A 15,283-nucleotide genomic window follows, 5' to 3' on the forward strand; every position below is an offset into this window, starting at 1 on the left:
CAGACCTTTATTTACTTTTACCTGTATCTTACCACGCAGCCGTATGATTGACACAGATTCTTCCATTTTTATATTTTAAACGCCATGGCAGCATGTACTGCTCTTTGCCAGCCGCCATATAATTGTTCTCGCTCTTCTTCCTTCATAACCGGTTCGAAAATTCGCTCTGAAGCCCATTGTTCACTAATTTCTTCACAGCTGCTCCAAAAACCAACAGCAAGACCCGCTAAGTAAGCTGCTCCGAGGGCAGTCGTCTCACCAATGATCGGTCTTTCTACCGGACATCCTAAAATGTCACTCTGAAATTGCATCAGCAGGTTGTTTCTTACCGCACCGCCATCAACTCGCATCCTTGCCAGCCCATTGCCTGAATCCTGCTGCATCGCTGTTAGTACATCCCTGGTCTGATAAGCAAGCGACTCCAAGGTAGCACGAATGAAATGCTCTTTGGTTGTTCCACGGGTCAAGCCAAACATCGCTCCCCGCACATCACTGTCCCAATAGGGGCTTCCGAGGCCTACAAACGCAGGAACAAGATATACGCCATCCGTAGAATCTACCCGGGAGGCATACAGTTCACTGTCTTTAGAATCTCGGATCATACGCAGTCCATCCCGCAGCCACTGTACAGCAGATCCGGCGATAAAAATACTGCCTTCCAGTGCATATTCCACCTTACCGCCAACGCCCCAAGCAATGGTAGTAATCAGACCATGTTTTGAACGGATCGCAGTCTCGCCGGTATTCATCAGCATAAAACAGCCTGTACCGTATGTATTCTTAATATCTCCCTCTCGGTAACAAGCTTGACCGAATAAAGCAGCTTGCTGGTCGCCTGCCGCTCCTGCGATAGGAATCTCAGCACCGAAGAAATGATAAGGCACGGTATGCGCATAGATTTCAGATGAACCTTTGACCTCAGGCAGCATCGCAGCAGGAATTTGTAATAGATCCAAAATCTCTTGATCCCATTTCAGTTCATGAATGTTGTACATCATCGTACGGGAAGCATTCGAATAATCCGTGACATGCGCTTTTCCGCCTGACAAATTCCAGATCAGCCAGCTGTCAATCGTTCCAAAGAGCAACTCGCCTTTTTCCGCCCTTTCCCGCGCTCCCTCTACATGATCTAGAATCCACTTCACTTTTGTAGCTGAAAAATAAGGATCGATAAGAAGCCCTGTTTTCTCACGGATGAGATCCTCTAATCCATCCTCTTTCATCTTGGAGCAAATATCTGCCGTCTGTCTGGACTGCCAAACAATCGCATGATAAATGGGATGTCCCGTATCCTTCTCCCATACCACCGTAGTCTCCCGCTGGTTCGTAATACCGATGCCGGTAATCTGTGCAGCGTTTACCCCTGACTCAGCTAAACAATTTGCAATGACAGCCAGAATAGAGCTCCAAATTTCACTCGCGTTATGTTCCACCCACCCTGGTTTCGGAAAATACTGCGTAAATTCACGCTGAGCACTATACACAATATCTCCTTTTTTATTGAATAAAATAGCTCTTGAACTTGTTGTCCCCTGATCCAAAGACATGATATATTGCTCCATTGTTTACCTCCTTACGGTTTACTTACGGTGTACTCTTTTCTATTACTCTCAATGATTGAAGGCATCATACCTGGTAATACTTCAATATAGTCAGATGTTTTTTTGATAACGCTGTAATTCTTATCTGACCCAAGCAATATATTCTTATCAGGCTGCTCGCCAGAAGCTAAATGCAAGCACCTTATTTTATGTATAGTTAATCTATATGCTGGCTTTACGGAAGTCAACCATGGGTCAACAAGAGGAAGCTGCGGAACCTAGTCTTTTCATTACATGTAAGGAGTGACTGTTATTTATGCTGAAAGCTCTACAAAGACTCGGCAAATCGTTAATGTTGCCGGTTGCTACGCTTCCCGCTGCTGGGATTTTACAAGGCTTCGCACTCATTGACTATCAGAAAGATATTCCGCTCGGAGCTGTCGGCGGATTTATCAACCAGTACATCACTCCTTTTCTGAGTGCGGGTGCCGGAACGATCTTTAGCAATCTTGCGATTATCTTTGCTGTCGGTGTTGCCATTGGTTTGGCTGGAGATGCGGTCGCTGCCCTGTCTGCAGTAATCTCCTACTTGATTCTTGTGAAGGTTATGGAACAGGTCCCCCTTGTTTTTGACTATATACCGGACGATGTAAAGCTGGATACCGGAGTGCTTGGCGGTTTTATTACAGGGATTCTTTCTGCCTACCTCTATAGGCGTTTCCATGACATGAAACTACCCGAGTGGCTCGGCTTTTTCTCCGGGAAGCGTTTTGTGCCCATCATTACATCGATTACAACGATTATTCTGGCTGCTTTGCTTGGTATGATCTGGAGTCCTATACAAGACGCCATTGCTATCTTTGGTAATTGGGTCGTCGGTCTCGGGGGAACAGGTGCCTTTATTTTCGGTGTAGCAAACCGCCTGCTTGTTCCTGTCGGACTTCATCATGTACTGAATTCCATTGCTTGGTTCCAGATTGGTGACTTTACTAATGCAGCTGGTGAAGTGGTTCACGGCGACCTAACGCGTTATTTTGCAGGAGACAAGACAGCTGGCGTTTTCATGTCTGGATTTTTCCCGATTATGATGTTTGCCATGCCGGCGGCTGCACTTGCGCTTATACATACCGCCAAACCTGAGAAACGTAAAATGGTTAGTGCCATCTTTATTGGTTCAGCGCTGGCCTCTTTCTTTACCGGCATTACAGAGCCGCTAGAGTTCTCTTTTATGTTCCTTGCACCTGTTCTTTATGTCATTCATGCGCTGCTTACCGGCCTGTCCGGACTCGTTATGTACTTGCTTGATGTAAAGCTAGGGTTTGCTTTCTCGGCGGGTCTTATTGACTACCTGCTGAATATCAAGTTATCGACTAACCCTTTCCTGCTCCTTCCCGTTGGTCTCGCATTTGGCGTCGTTTATTACTTCCTGTTCCGCTATGTTATCGTCAAATTCAATCTAAAAACACCAGGTCGCGAAGATGATGATGAGCTGGCCTTAGAACCAGCAAAAGAAGAACCCGAAGCTCCTGCCGTGAAATCAACTATAGAGGAAATCAAAGCAGAAAGAGTACTGCGAGCCATTGGCGGCACGGATAATATTGAAAGTATTGATGCTTGTATTACCCGTCTGCGTCTCGTGGTACGGGATGAGAATATCGTTAATGATGCTGAACTAAAAAGAGTAGGTGCTGCCGGCGTTATGCGCCTCGGTCATGGTGCCGTTCAGATTATTTTTGGTACTTCTTCTGAAGCACTAAAAGATGAAATCAAGAAAAAAATGGAGTAGTACGATCGAGTAAGCAAGCCTGTCGCTGTAAGCGGCAGGCTTTTTTTGATGAATTTTTATTGCTTTCTTATTGTCTTTTACTGTTTCAAATAGTAACAAATTAGGCATGCAGGAGGATACATATCATTTCATTTAAAGCATAAAATGGAATTAAATCTAGTCTATTACCACCAAAGGGGGCATCTTCAAGATGAAACAAAGAACCTGGTCACTCGTTATCCTAATTTTGGTTCTTGTTGTCAGCGGCTGTAGTTCTTCACCTACTGCAGATCCATCTTCATCCAACAAAAAGATAACGCTTACATTGTGGTATTGGAACCGTAGTATTGATGATCAGCTGCTTCAAAAAGCCAAAGAACAGTTTCCCAATATTCATCTGGTGACCCAAAAGATTGGCGGTGACTTCAAGTCCAAATTAAAGACGACGATGGCTGCCAAGTCCGGTGAACCGGATATCGTTGCTTTGAATGACTGGATCATGGAGCTGTTTCCAAGCCAGGATCGTTTCTACGATCTCTATGAGTTTGGAGCCGCTGAAGTGGAGGATCAGTATCTGGACTGGAAATGGCAACAAGGCGTTACACCGGATGGCCAGATGATCGGCTTCCCGATGGATACCGGACCAACAGCTCTATTTTATCGAGAAGACTTATTTGAAGAAGCCGGGCTGCCAACCGATCCCAAAGAAGTCCATGAGCAGATGAGCACATGGGACGATTATAGGAAAGCGGGTCTTACCCTGAAGGAAGCATTCAATGGAAAGGTCTTTATGTACGACAATATTGAAAACGTATACAACGAGATAATTTCACAAAGTGATAAGAAATATTTCACTCCGGAAGGAGATTTTATAGGGGATTCAAATGAGGCCATTCGCGAGGCTTGGGACATGTCGCTTTCTTTTCATCAAGACGGATTGATTGCTAATGCAGACCACTGGACATCCGAATGGAACGCTGGTGTGAACAAAGGAACGATCGCTTCTTTTGTAGGCGCAGTGTGGATGAAGCAACCTCTCCAAGAAGCAGCACCAGATACGGCAGGAAAATGGCGTGTAACAAGGGCTCCAGGAGGAGACGGAAATGTAGGCGGCTCGTTCATGGCAATTCCTAAATCAAGCGAGCATCCTAAGGAAGCATTCGAAGTCATTAAATGGCTCCAGAACCCTGAGAACCAGCTGACGATGCTCAAAACAACCAATCTATTTCCATCCACTCCTAGCGCTTATGACAGTGCCACTATCCGAGAAGGAGAACCTTTCTTTGGAGGACAAGCGACAGGTGAAGTTTTTGCAGAGTCGGCACAGAATGTCAAAATCTCCTTCTTCGGAGAACGATATCCTGCCGTCCACGGTGTAATGACACGATGGCTGAATAATATTACGAGTCTTAATCCGGATACTGCCTTCGATGAAGCGATGCAGCGGGTAGAACGGGAACTGAAGCGATAAGCCCAAATGAAAAGGAGGTACCTTTATGCAGCAGCCTGTAAAGCATAAACCTACACAAACTTATTTGCCGGTCCCGCCAAAACGTAAGCTGGCTAAAGAAATCTGGAAGAATCGGGCCGTGTATACTGCCATCTCCCCTTTCTATCTCTTGTTCGCTGTCTTCGGTTTGTTTCCGATCGGATTCTCTCTCTATCTTGCCTTTCATAAATGGGACGGCATAGGCGAGATGACGTATAACGGATTCAATAATTTCAGTTATATGCTGACCGATCCTGAGTTCTGGCAAGCTGTAGGCAATACCTTCATGATCTGGATTTACTCTACGATCCCAATGCTCTTCTTTGCTTTAATTATCGCCTTCTTACTTCATGCACCCTTTGTCAGGTTTAAAACCTTTTTCCGAATTGGTTTCTTTCTTCCCAATGTTACATCGATTGTAGCTGTATCGATTATTTTCGCTGCCTTATTCGCTAACAACTACGGGATTTTGAATTATGTAATGGGTGTATTCAATCTTCCTCTTGTTGCTTGGCTCGATGTACCTTGGGGGATCAAGGCCGCTCTTTCCTCTATGGTGATCTGGAGATGGACCGGATATAATGCTGTCATTTATCTCGCTGGACTTCAGAGCATACCAACTACCTTGTATGAAGCTGCCAAAATCGATGGGGCTACCGGAATTCAGTCTTTTTTCCGTATTACGATTCCGCTCCTTCGTCCCGTTATTCTCTTCACCGTCATCACTTCCACAATCGGGGGGATGCAGCTCTTTACCGAGCCGCAGATTTTGCTTGGTAATAATGGGGGAACGGGCGGAGCAGGGATGACGATTGTCCTCTATCTGTACCGTGAATCATTTATCAACAATTATTTTGGTTACGGCGCAACGGTAGGCTGGGGAATGTTCCTGATTATTGCGCTGTTCTCATTCATCAACTGGAAAATTGTCCAAGGTCCATCATCCAAATAGAAGGAGTGAGATTCCATGAAGCAGTCAAAGTTTACATCGTTCATTCTCTATCTTGGCTTAACCATCGGACTTATGATCTCTATGTTTCCCTTCTATTGGCTCGTCGTAATGTCGACACGAACGACATCGGATATTTATCAATTCCCTCCGAAACTTTGGTTTGGCGGGGAACTGTGGAATAATATCTCCCGAGTCATGACGCAGATTGACTTCTTGGGTGCTTTTCTAAACACCTTATTCGTAGCAACTGCGGTTACGGTACTCGTGCTTTTCTTCGATTCACTGGCTGGATTTGCCTTTGCTAAATATGAATTTCCGGGAAAGAAGATCCTGTTCGTTGTCCTGCTTACGACGATGATGGTTCCTTCACAGCTCTCCCTTGTTCCCTCCTTTGTCATTATGGCGGAGCTCGGATGGGTCGGGTCGTTTAAAGCCCTGATTATCCCTGGAATGGTCAATGCCTTCGGTATATTTTGGATCAGGCAGTATGCCGAGGGCTCCATTCCAAGTGAGCTGCTCGACGCAGGCCGGATGGATGGTGCAGGTTTCTTTCGAATCTATTTTAGTGTAGCCCTGCCCATCTTGCGCCCTGCCTTCGCTTTTCTAGGAGCGTTCACTTTTATCGGAGTATGGAATGATTACCTGTGGCCGCTCATTGTCCTTACGGACGAGAAAAAATACACGCTTCAGATTGCCTTGTCTCAGCTAAACGGGCTTTACAATACGGATTATTCCATGATTATTGCCGGTACACTGCTCGCCATTATTCCTCTTATCATCATGTTCTTATTTGTAAGCAAGCAGTTTATATCCGACATTGCAGCGGGTGCTATTAAAGACTAGGCTGGCTTGTATCCATTATTTCCCCATCATCTAAAAAGGGAAGATTAATGGGTAATAATAGAGGTTAATGCATGAGTATAGTTGTTAGGCGTACATTCATATAAAAGAATGCGGAAAGGGCCGCTACAGCTGCGGTCTTTTCCTATTTTCCAAGGAAGAAGGTGTATTCAATGCGTGCAAGCCAAGAGGTTTCCTATATGATTGGAGTCGATATTGGAACCACCAGCACCAAAGCTGTCTTGTTCCAGGAAGACGGAACGATTATTGCTGAGGCGAGTCAAGGCTATCCCTTACATACCGAAGGAGCGATAAAAGCGGAGCAAGACCCCGATCTTATCGTGGAGGCCGTTATCTACTCGATTCAGCAGGTAATGACGAGCAGTGAAACAACCGCTGATAAAATACAGTTTGTCTCCTTCAGCTCTGCCATGCACAGTGTAATTGCCATGGATCACTCCGGTAATAGACTTACACCAGCTCTGACCTGGGCAGATAATCGCAGCGCAGCGTATGCAAAGCAGCTTAACAAGGATAAGACTGGGCATGATCTGTACACAAGAACAGGTACACCGATTCATCCAATGTCGCCACTCACCAAAATCATGTGGTTTACTCGAGAACAGCAAGATCTGATGCCTCAGATTCATAAATTTATATCTATTAAAGAATATGTATTTTATCAGCTCTTTGGGGTTTATATCGTTGACCACTCCATCGCTTCCGCCACAGGGCTCCTCCGCATGGATACCCTGGACTGGGATGAAGAAGCACTGCGTGTTGCAGGGATTTCGGCTGATCATTTATCTGAGCTGGTTCCTACAACGCATGTTATACAAGATCTCCATCCCTCCTATGCTGAGCAGATGCAGCTCGCCCCTTCGACTCCTTTTGTGGTAGGTGCGAGTGACGGTGTTTTATCTAATCTGGGCGTAGGGGCAATCGACCCCGGCGTAGTTGCCATTACCATCGGTACAAGCGGGGCTATACGTACCGTGGTTGATCGTCCCATTGCTGATCCGAAAGGCCGTTATTTCTGCTACGCGCTAACGGAGCAGAAATGGGTAATCGGCGGCCCGGTGAATAATGGAGGTGTGATTTTTCGCTGGATCCGTGACGAACTTGCTTCTTCCGAAGTGGAGACAGCAAAACGGCTTGGCGTAAATCCATATGAAGTTCTTGCTGATATTGCTGAGAAGGTTCCTGCCGGTTCGGATGGACTTCTGTTCCATCCTTATATGATGGGAGAAAGGGCTCCTCTATGGAACCCCGATGCCCGCGGTTCTTTTTTTGGCCTGACGTTACAGCACAAGAAAGAACATATGGTACGTGCAGCTCTCGAAGGGGTCCTGTTTAATCTATACACCGTCATGCTCGCCATTGAGGAACAGATCGGAAGACCGAAAACCATTCACGCGACCGGAGGTTTTGCTCGTACAGAATTATGGCGGCAGATGATGGCTAATATTTTTGATCAAAAAGTTATTTTTCCAGATAGCATTGAAAGTTCTTGCCTCGGTGCAGTGATTCTCGGGATGTACGCAACAGGGAAAATCGACTCTCTTGACGTAACAAAGGACATGATCGGCTCTACCTATCATCATGATCCTGAAGCAGAAGCGGTTTCCGTCTATCGTGAGTTGTTGCCTATCTTTATTCGGATTTCTCGCAAGTTTGAAGAAGAATATGCGGCAATCACTGCTTTTCAGATCAAAATGGATGAGCGGCTTCCTAAAAACATATAACGCATAAAAAAGCATCCAATTCTCCCCGTTCTGAGTGGGAACATCGGATGCTTTTTTTATCTAATATAAAGAATCATATACTTCATCAGGCCAGTGAAGTTCGACGCCCTGCTCCTGCAGCTGTTGCTGAAAGGAAGCTAGATGCTCTGCTGATTCGTACACCTGTTTTGGACGAATACCATGGGTCACGCTATAAGCAGCAAGATACCCTGCTGCCTCGCCTATATTCCATTCCGTTGGGTGCAGGCGATAACATCCATTAGCAATCTGCGTCATTCCGATATTTTTACAGGCAGGAAGATAGTTAGACATCCGTATGGGAATGAAGGATCCCAGTGGAATTTCATAAGGATAGTTTGGTATGTAGAACGATCGCTGAGACTTTGTCGTAGGATGCAGATCCAGATGATAACTTCCTACGCCCACACTATCTGAATAACGCTTAATCCCCTGGTCGCCGCGCAGCTCTTTACTCACATCGTGCTCACTAATGGTATACAGGGCCTTAAGTCTCCTCGATTCCCTGATATAAGCAGTCTTAGCCAGACCATCTTCTGTTCCAAGTACATCTCCTCGAAGCCTTACTCCCGGATAGCCTTTGCCTCCATCTAATCTCAGTGCCTCTGTCTGCAGCCAGTATACGAGCGACCGTGTCAATTCTTTTGCTTGCTCTGCATGTGCCTTCTTCTGTTCCGCTGTTACACCAATGACAGGAGCTAAGTAATAATCATTCTGCGCCCAGTTGAGTAAAGTAACTTCGCCGGACGGCAGTGGTTCACGCCATATGGATGGATCAACAATACGGCGGTATGTCCACAGCGAAGGAATCCCCTGATCATTAGGGAACATGGTGTACTGTTTCAGTTTAGCAATATCCTTCACATCTGCGGTAAACCAGCTGAGGATAGGAATATCCCCGAAGAGTGGCGTATAGCTTCTCCAGAATTCGTAATTCGCTGGGCGGGGGATCGTAAAGTTACCACCTTCTACATACTCTACTGCTGCCACATGTGTAATGGACTGAATATCTTCCGGATCGGCTTCATCCAGCGCATGAGGTTCACCGGTCTGCTGGGCTGATTCACTGCCAATCAAATATTCCGTTCCTGTCATCGGCAATAGATCGCCATTATCGGTGCCATCCAAAAAGTATTGCCCTGTCAGCTGATATTCTTTGCCGCTTTTCTCATTTCTTGCCCTCACCGAAATAATCTCTGAACCTTGCGTTTCTGCGGAAATAGCTGCCGTATCAAATAGAATTTGAATCTGTCCGGTATTGACATAAGGAGCCAGCATATCCTCCAGCACACGAAGTGCAACTTTCGGTTCATGTGCGATACGGCTTACCCACCCGTTCCCCGGGTTTAGTACGCTATTAGCCATCGCTTCTTCGGTGAGTGGATAATTAATCTTGTAATAAGCTCTGACTCGGTCCCGAAATTCCCGATAACTTGCCGTACAGCCAAAAGATTCGATCCACCTGTGTTCATCCGGCGGCACAGCCTGTGAAGTAAGCTGTCCTCCAATCCAGTCCGTTTCTTCCGTCATTACTACACGTTTTCCTGCTTTGGCTGCCGCCCTGGCTGCAGCCACTCCCCCAAGACTTGCTCCGATGATGACGATATCTGCTTCCATGAACGTAGTCTGCATCTTGCTTCCTCCATTCGAATGAAGTTAGTTACTCGGCTAAGCAATAAGCTATTTAATAGCTGCGATCTATGACAGCTCTTGCCGTCTTTTCTTTCATCTGTTTTGTTAGCACAACATTACGGCGGGCCAAGCCTTCACAGATGAGATCAATAATGAATAATTGCGAAATTTTAGCCCCGATCGAACCGCCTTCGAGCGGCATCTCTTTACCAGCGGTAAGGAGCACAATATCTGCTATCGCTGTAATAGGTGATTTGGCATAATTCGTGATGGCTATCACTTTAGCTCCATTTTCTTTGGCTTTCATCAGCATATTATTGGTATCTATCGTACTTCCCGAAACACTGATCCCAAAAGCTACATCTCCTTCTGACATACTGACCGCCATCATCGCCTGAATATGACTATCCACTACAGCTTCCGATCTTCTACCTATGCGAAGCAGTCGATTTTTCGCATCCAGTGCGGTAATTCCCGAAGCTCCAACTCCAAAAAATTGCACATGTCTCGCTTCATCTATCCATTCAATGGCCTGCATTAGACTCTCTTTTGCAAGCAGACTCATGCTCGATTTCAGAATATTCACATTTGTCTCAAAGATCATTTTTACAAAATCGCCTTGATCCTCATCTTCATCCTGATCATCTGTCTTTCTCACCCCAACATTCTGGGCAAGTGATAATTTAAAATCTTGGTAGCCATTAAATCCAATCTTTCTGCAAAAGCGCATAACGGTGGTCTCCCCAACACTCGCAAAATCAGCAAGTTCAGTGACCGAGTAATACATCAGATCATCGGTATTCGCCAGAACGCTTTCTGCTACTTTTTGCTCTGACTTGGTGAGGGAAGGAAAATACGTATGAATCCGATCATTCATTTCCATCGGCTTTGATCACTGCCTTCCGTGCGGCATCAGCAAACCGTTTGGTAATCAGCTGTGGTCTAGAGATGGCCGAACCGACCACCACGGCATATGCTCCAAGCCGAAGGACCTCTTCTACCTGTGAAGGTTCTTGAATCCTGCCTTCAGCAATGACAGGTATAGTTAGTTTTTGGACAGCTTCTTTTACAAGTTCCAGATCCGGTCCTTGTAGATTCGGAGAGTACGGTGTATATCCGGAGAGTGTGGTCGACACGCAGGTAACCCCGAGAGAAGCTGCATACTCGCCCTCCTCCAGTGTCGATATGTCTGCCATGATCGGTATATTCAGCGAACGCATATAATCTACCATAGCCTCTAGTGTGATCCCGCCAGGTCTTTTGCGCCGAGTCGCATCAATGGCAATCATATCTGCTCCTGCTTCGACCAGTTCATCGACTTCTCTGGGAGTAGGAGTGATATATACTTCTGAATCAGAATAATCTCGTTTCACAATCCCAATTACAGGTAGCTTACCAACTTGTTTAATCGCTTTCACATCTTCGGCGCTGTTCGCACGAATGGCAATAGCTCCTCCTTCCTCGGCTGCTTTTGCCATCTTCGCCATCGTATCTGAACCGAACAGAGGCTCACCGGGCAAAGCTTGGCACGAGGCAATGAGTCCCTTACGAATCTGCTTCATAATGAGTTCCATCGTTTTGATGCACCTTCTTTCCTTCATCCTTCTCCTAAGTACGAAAGCTATCTATCTGTATCATTTATCTATTCCTGCGTATATTTCACTTTCAAACCGACTTCAAATGTACGATTCCATGGCATATAGCAATCCGTAATCGTCACCTTTCCATCTGATCCATTTATCTTCTCTTCTATTACTTCTGTTAATCTCGCTCTTACATATTTCGCGACTTCACCGCGAGGTCCATCTAGCAAAAACTTGTTATATCCCATCTGATCTACGAGACCTGCATTCAGCTCTTTCCGCACGATGGCGCAGTAACCCGCATCCTCAGCATATCGAAGTGAGAGAAAATCGAGATGTTCCTGCGTACGTCCATAATGGGTGTATAGGAGGGCCTGGGATATTACGGTCCCGAGTGAATTTGAACTTGTGTTCCAAGCGGCGTATCCTGCCAGCTGGAACAACATTTCTTTTTGACGCAGCATCTTTACAAGCTTTAGATCCGCCCCGTTGGCATATCCTACATCTGCAACGGCTACAGCCTTCCCCTGCTTCAGCATATAGTTCCCGTACTCCACCAGCTCCATCAAATTACGGTACACGTCATAACTGAAAAAAGGATGTTCCTGCGAAACAGCTTCCATCATAGTTTCTCCAGGTGTGCTTGCCAGTAAGATGAGGTCAGCTTCGGCTGCACTCGAAGCAATCAGTGCTCCTGCAGCGGTAATCTGGTATTTCAGTGTTTCATAGAAAAAGCGGTCTTCATAAACCGGGGTCACAAAAGCCCCTTGAATGGAAGAAAGCCTTGGATATACAAGCGGCTGTACCCCTTTCCACTCGTTAATCAGCCTCGCCATCAGCGTGCATCCCACTTCATCGGCTCCCGAATACATATAAGCTTTTAGTTCCAGATCCAGTTCTCCAATTCGCTGTCTTGCTACCTGCTGATCCTTTGCTGTATAACCATACGGAGCGGAGTCGTCCTGAGGAAAGATCAGAAAATCAATCGTTCCGTCCTTCACAAGTTCCAGTACGGCTTTGTTCGCTTCCATATTGATTTTTCTTCGGCCTAGATAATCATTCAGCACGTCATCCGGTAAGCGACTGTTTATATCGCTCAGTTCCTCCAGTTCTTCTGCCGTTGCGATATTCAACTCTTTCCGGTGATCAATGTATCCTTTTCGAAAAATTTCACGGCCCCAATCGGCATAATAGTCCGGTTCTTCATCCGAGATCGAATACTGCGGACAACGCATGATGAGCTGGAAAGCCAACAGTTTTAGTTCAGGACGCTTCTCTTTTATTTTTCGCAATCGGTTTAGCCGTTCGAGTAATACGGTTTCACTAAAATAATGCAGCCGAGAAGGGATGATTCCTCCGTACAATAATGTATCGAGCGCAATAACGGCTCCATCTGCGGTTTCTATTTTCTCTTCTAGCCATGTCCACAGCTGTTCCCAGTCTCCCGGTGTTTTCTTCTGTCCCATCATGGACAGCGGAGGCCGGTCGACCATATGCTCGGTTCCTTGGACAAGCATGTATGGGAATTCGTAGTTACATGGTCTTTCGTCTAATGGGATAAAGGTGATTTGCAAATGATCACTCCTGTTCTGGCCTCTTCGCTCCGACTTGTTTTGAATGCGAAGGGTTTCTAGGTAGAGGAATCTCTGCATTCAAAGCCAAAAGTCGCTCAGAATCCAGAACACTCGCTCTGCAAGGGGGACTGGGTGGCGGGTCGTTTCACTCCACCCTTACCTCGATATTAGTTAGTTTGATGCCTTTGGCATAAGTCAGCCTAATATCCACTTGGCTGACTGGTTTGTTAGGTGTTTTTAGCCTTCGGCGTTTGTCTGCCGTTTCTACATAAGGCAGACGAGGTAGAGCAAAAAAACTGTAGCCTTCGGCGTGTCTCTTGCCGCTTCCATCGGCAAGAGAAAACTTATCCTTTTACGGCTCCGGCGATGCCTTCCATGTAGTACCGCTGTGTGAAGAGGAAAACCAGGATGATAGGGATAACAGAAATCATCGTTCCGGCGGCAATCCAGCCGAAATTATAAGAGAACTGTCCATTTAGGTAGGTGAGTGCAGAAGACAGCGGATATTTATCCGTATCTTCAAGAACAACAATCGGCCACAGGAAGCTATTCCAGAATGACATCACCTCAAGCAGCGCAATAACGGCAATCCCCGGTTTTACCAGGGGTAAAATGAGTTGCCACCAAATTCGGAATTCGGACGCGCCGTCCATCTTCCCTGAATCTCTCACATCAATCGGGATCCCAATGAAAGTCTGACGCATCAGGAAGATATTAAATACGGAAACGGCTGCGGGCAGCACCACACCCAAATACGTATTCATTAAATGCAATTCTTGTATCGTCAAATAGTGCACGATCATTGCGGTGGATGAAGGAATAATCATCGTGGCAATCATCGTCACAAACACGAAGTTTCTGCCCTTAAATCGGAACACCGCGAGCGGATATCCGGTCATACAGGCTAGTACAATATTAAATACCACGCCAAGCACGGTAATCATTACGGTATTCAGGATGTATCTCGGAAAGTTAAGGAACGCCCATACCTGTACGTAGTTATCAAAATCAATAAACGTTGGGAAGATTGCAGGTGGTGTAGCAAACACATTTCTGCCCGGCATCAGCGAAACGCTGAGCAGCCACAGAAAAGGTCCCATCATAAAGATAGCCAGCAGAATCAAAAAGAAATAGGTGACCGCCATATTAGTAATCTTGCGCACGTTTTTTGCTCTTCTCGTCGTTTCCATCAGTAAGGATTGACACCGCCTTTCTGATTGAACTTAAATACGAGGACGCTCAGTCCGCCGATCAGCACACTGACGATTAGTCCAAGCGCAGATGCATATCCGAAGTTAAATTGGTTAATCCCTTTTTCAAAAATATACACACTCGATACGAGCGTAGACGTCCCGGGTCCGCCTTTTGTCAGAATATATACTTCGTCAAAGACCCGCACAGCACCCATTACGGAAATCAGGGAACAGAAGAAAATATGAGGACGCAGCAGCGGAAGTGTAATACTCCAAATCAGCTGAAGTCGGTTTGCTCCATCCACCCTTGCTGCCTCGTACAGATCATTCGGAATCCCCTGCAGACCTGCTAAATAAAGCATCATATAATACCCAAGTGCCTTCCACATCGTGATGAACATCAGTGTTGCTAGTGCTGTTTCACTTGATGATAACCAAGAGATTTGCTCACTAATGATTCCTACTTTCATAAGCAGGTAGTTCACTACCCCGTTATTACTCAGCAGCCAGCTCCAGATCAGCGCCACAGCTACCATAGAAGTAACGACAGGAATATAGAATGCGGCACGAAACAGCTTGATTCCGGGAATACGACTATTCACCAGAATAGCCATTAGGATGGAGAAAATCTGGATGAACGGCACTACGATAACATACAGCAGTGAGTTCCATAGAGAGATTGTGAAGTTCTTATCTAGAAAAGCATTTTTAAAATTATTCAGCCCGACATATTTGGTCTCTGCGATGACAGAATAGTTCGTTAGTGACAACGGAATTCCGTAAAGGATCGGCCAAAATACGAACACGGCGATAATGATCAGCCCCGGGGTCATGAAAGCCCAGGCTGCAAAAGACTCGGAGCGAATCCATCTCACTTTACATTCCTCCTCATAAACAGCAGGAGGCAAGAACAAGTCCTGCCTCACTTTTTTGGTTTATCTGTTAGAGCTG

At 46.0% G+C, this 15,283-nt stretch carries 12 protein-coding genes; 5 read left to right on the plus strand and 7 right to left on the minus strand.

From position 1 onward, the window contains the following. Positions 1-68: 68 nt before the first annotated feature. Positions 69-1,562 carry a glycerol kinase GlpK gene (glpK, locus tag H9647_RS13605; RefSeq protein ID WP_191800769.1) on the minus strand — a complete coding sequence of 498 codons (1,494 nt, stop codon included), beginning with the start codon at positions 1,560-1,562 and terminating at the stop codon, positions 69-71. Between the two features lie 295 nt (positions 1,563-1,857). Between glpK and nagE the strand changes: the two genes are divergently transcribed. The 5 genes from nagE (at position 1,858) to gntK (ending at position 8,332) form a co-directional block, all read left to right on the plus strand. Beyond that, on the plus strand, positions 1,858-3,327 hold the full coding sequence (gene nagE / locus H9647_RS13610; protein WP_191800772.1) for an N-acetylglucosamine-specific PTS transporter subunit IIBC: 1,470 nt from the start codon (positions 1,858-1,860) through the stop codon (positions 3,325-3,327). A 190-nt stretch (positions 3,328-3,517) separates the two neighbouring features. Continuing rightward, positions 3,518-4,777: an ABC transporter substrate-binding protein gene (locus tag H9647_RS13615; RefSeq protein ID WP_191800774.1), complete on the plus strand. Its 1,260-nt coding sequence runs from the start codon at positions 3,518-3,520 to the stop codon at positions 4,775-4,777. A gap of 88 nt (positions 4,778-4,865) precedes the next feature. Then, on the plus strand, positions 4,866-5,747 hold the full coding sequence (locus tag H9647_RS13620; RefSeq protein ID WP_318245309.1) for a carbohydrate ABC transporter permease: 882 nt from the start codon (positions 4,866-4,868) through the stop codon (positions 5,745-5,747). A gap of 15 nt (positions 5,748-5,762) precedes the next feature. After that, a complete protein-coding gene (locus H9647_RS13625; RefSeq protein ID WP_191800777.1) occupies positions 5,763-6,590 on the plus strand; it encodes a carbohydrate ABC transporter permease in 828 nt (275 codons plus the stop codon). Between the two features lie 170 nt (positions 6,591-6,760). Continuing rightward, positions 6,761-8,332, plus strand: coding sequence for a gluconokinase (gntK, locus tag H9647_RS13630; RefSeq protein ID WP_191800778.1), 1,572 nt, complete (start codon positions 6,761-6,763; stop codon positions 8,330-8,332). Between the two features lie 60 nt (positions 8,333-8,392). On the opposite strand, the gene H9647_RS13635 is transcribed toward gntK, so the two are convergent. From H9647_RS13635 to H9647_RS13660, 6 genes are all read right to left on the minus strand, one after another. Beyond that, complete coding sequence (locus tag H9647_RS13635; RefSeq protein WP_191800781.1) at positions 8,393-9,982, minus strand: FAD-dependent oxidoreductase; 1,590 nt, start codon at positions 9,980-9,982, stop codon at positions 8,393-8,395. Between the two features lie 52 nt (positions 9,983-10,034). Beyond that, positions 10,035-10,865, minus strand: coding sequence for a MurR/RpiR family transcriptional regulator (locus H9647_RS13640; RefSeq protein WP_191800783.1), 831 nt, complete (start codon positions 10,863-10,865; stop codon positions 10,035-10,037). Then, on the minus strand, positions 10,852-11,583 hold the full coding sequence (locus H9647_RS13645; RefSeq protein WP_225229277.1) for an N-acetylmannosamine-6-phosphate 2-epimerase: 732 nt from the start codon (positions 11,581-11,583) through the stop codon (positions 10,852-10,854). Before H9647_RS13645 ends, H9647_RS13640 begins: the two co-directional genes overlap by 14 nt. A gap of 41 nt (positions 11,584-11,624) precedes the next feature. Then, positions 11,625-13,217 carry a DUF4127 family protein gene (locus H9647_RS13650; RefSeq protein WP_191800785.1) on the minus strand — a complete coding sequence of 531 codons (1,593 nt, stop codon included), beginning with the start codon at positions 13,215-13,217 and terminating at the stop codon, positions 11,625-11,627. A 266-nt stretch (positions 13,218-13,483) separates the two neighbouring features. Continuing rightward, positions 13,484-14,329 (minus strand): carbohydrate ABC transporter permease, encoded by an 846-nt coding sequence (locus H9647_RS13655; RefSeq protein WP_191800787.1) that lies wholly within the window; start codon positions 14,327-14,329, stop codon positions 13,484-13,486. Further along, complete coding sequence (locus H9647_RS13660) at positions 14,329-15,207, minus strand: carbohydrate ABC transporter permease (RefSeq protein ID WP_318245306.1); 879 nt, start codon at positions 15,205-15,207, stop codon at positions 14,329-14,331. Before H9647_RS13660 ends, H9647_RS13655 begins: the two co-directional genes overlap by 1 nt. Positions 15,208-15,283: the final 76 nt, after the last annotated feature.

This window comes from Paenibacillus gallinarum, from assembly GCF_014836635.1.
In the GTDB taxonomy this organism is placed as follows: domain Bacteria; phylum Bacillota; class Bacilli; order Paenibacillales; family Paenibacillaceae; genus Paenibacillus; species Paenibacillus gallinarum.

What these genes read in the sequence shown, in the direction of transcription:
- glpK (WP_191800769.1), bottom strand. Translation starts at nt 1,562, where the DNA reads ATGGAGCAATATATCATGTCTTTGGATCAGGGGACAACAAGTTCAAGA.
- nagE (WP_191800772.1), top strand. Translation starts at nt 1,858, where the DNA reads ATGCTGAAAGCTCTACAAAGACTCGGCAAATCGTTAATGTTGCCGGTT.
- H9647_RS13615 (WP_191800774.1), top strand. Translation starts at nt 3,518, where the DNA reads ATGAAACAAAGAACCTGGTCACTCGTTATCCTAATTTTGGTTCTTGTT.
- H9647_RS13625 (WP_191800777.1), top strand. Translation starts at nt 5,763, where the DNA reads ATGAAGCAGTCAAAGTTTACATCGTTCATTCTCTATCTTGGCTTAACC.
- gntK (WP_191800778.1), top strand. Translation starts at nt 6,761, where the DNA reads ATGCGTGCAAGCCAAGAGGTTTCCTATATGATTGGAGTCGATATTGGA.
- H9647_RS13635 (WP_191800781.1), bottom strand. Translation starts at nt 9,982, where the DNA reads ATGCAGACTACGTTCATGGAAGCAGATATCGTCATCATCGGAGCAAGT.
- H9647_RS13640 (WP_191800783.1), bottom strand. Translation starts at nt 10,865, where the DNA reads ATGGAAATGAATGATCGGATTCATACGTATTTTCCTTCCCTCACCAAG.
- H9647_RS13645 (WP_225229277.1), bottom strand. Translation starts at nt 11,583, where the DNA reads ATGAAGGAAAGAAGGTGCATCAAAACGATGGAACTCATTATGAAGCAG.
- H9647_RS13650 (WP_191800785.1), bottom strand. Translation starts at nt 13,217, where the DNA reads ATGCAGAGATTCCTCTACCTAGAAACCCTTCGCATTCAAAACAAGTCG.
- H9647_RS13655 (WP_191800787.1), bottom strand. Translation starts at nt 14,329, where the DNA reads ATGGAAACGACGAGAAGAGCAAAAAACGTGCGCAAGATTACTAATATG.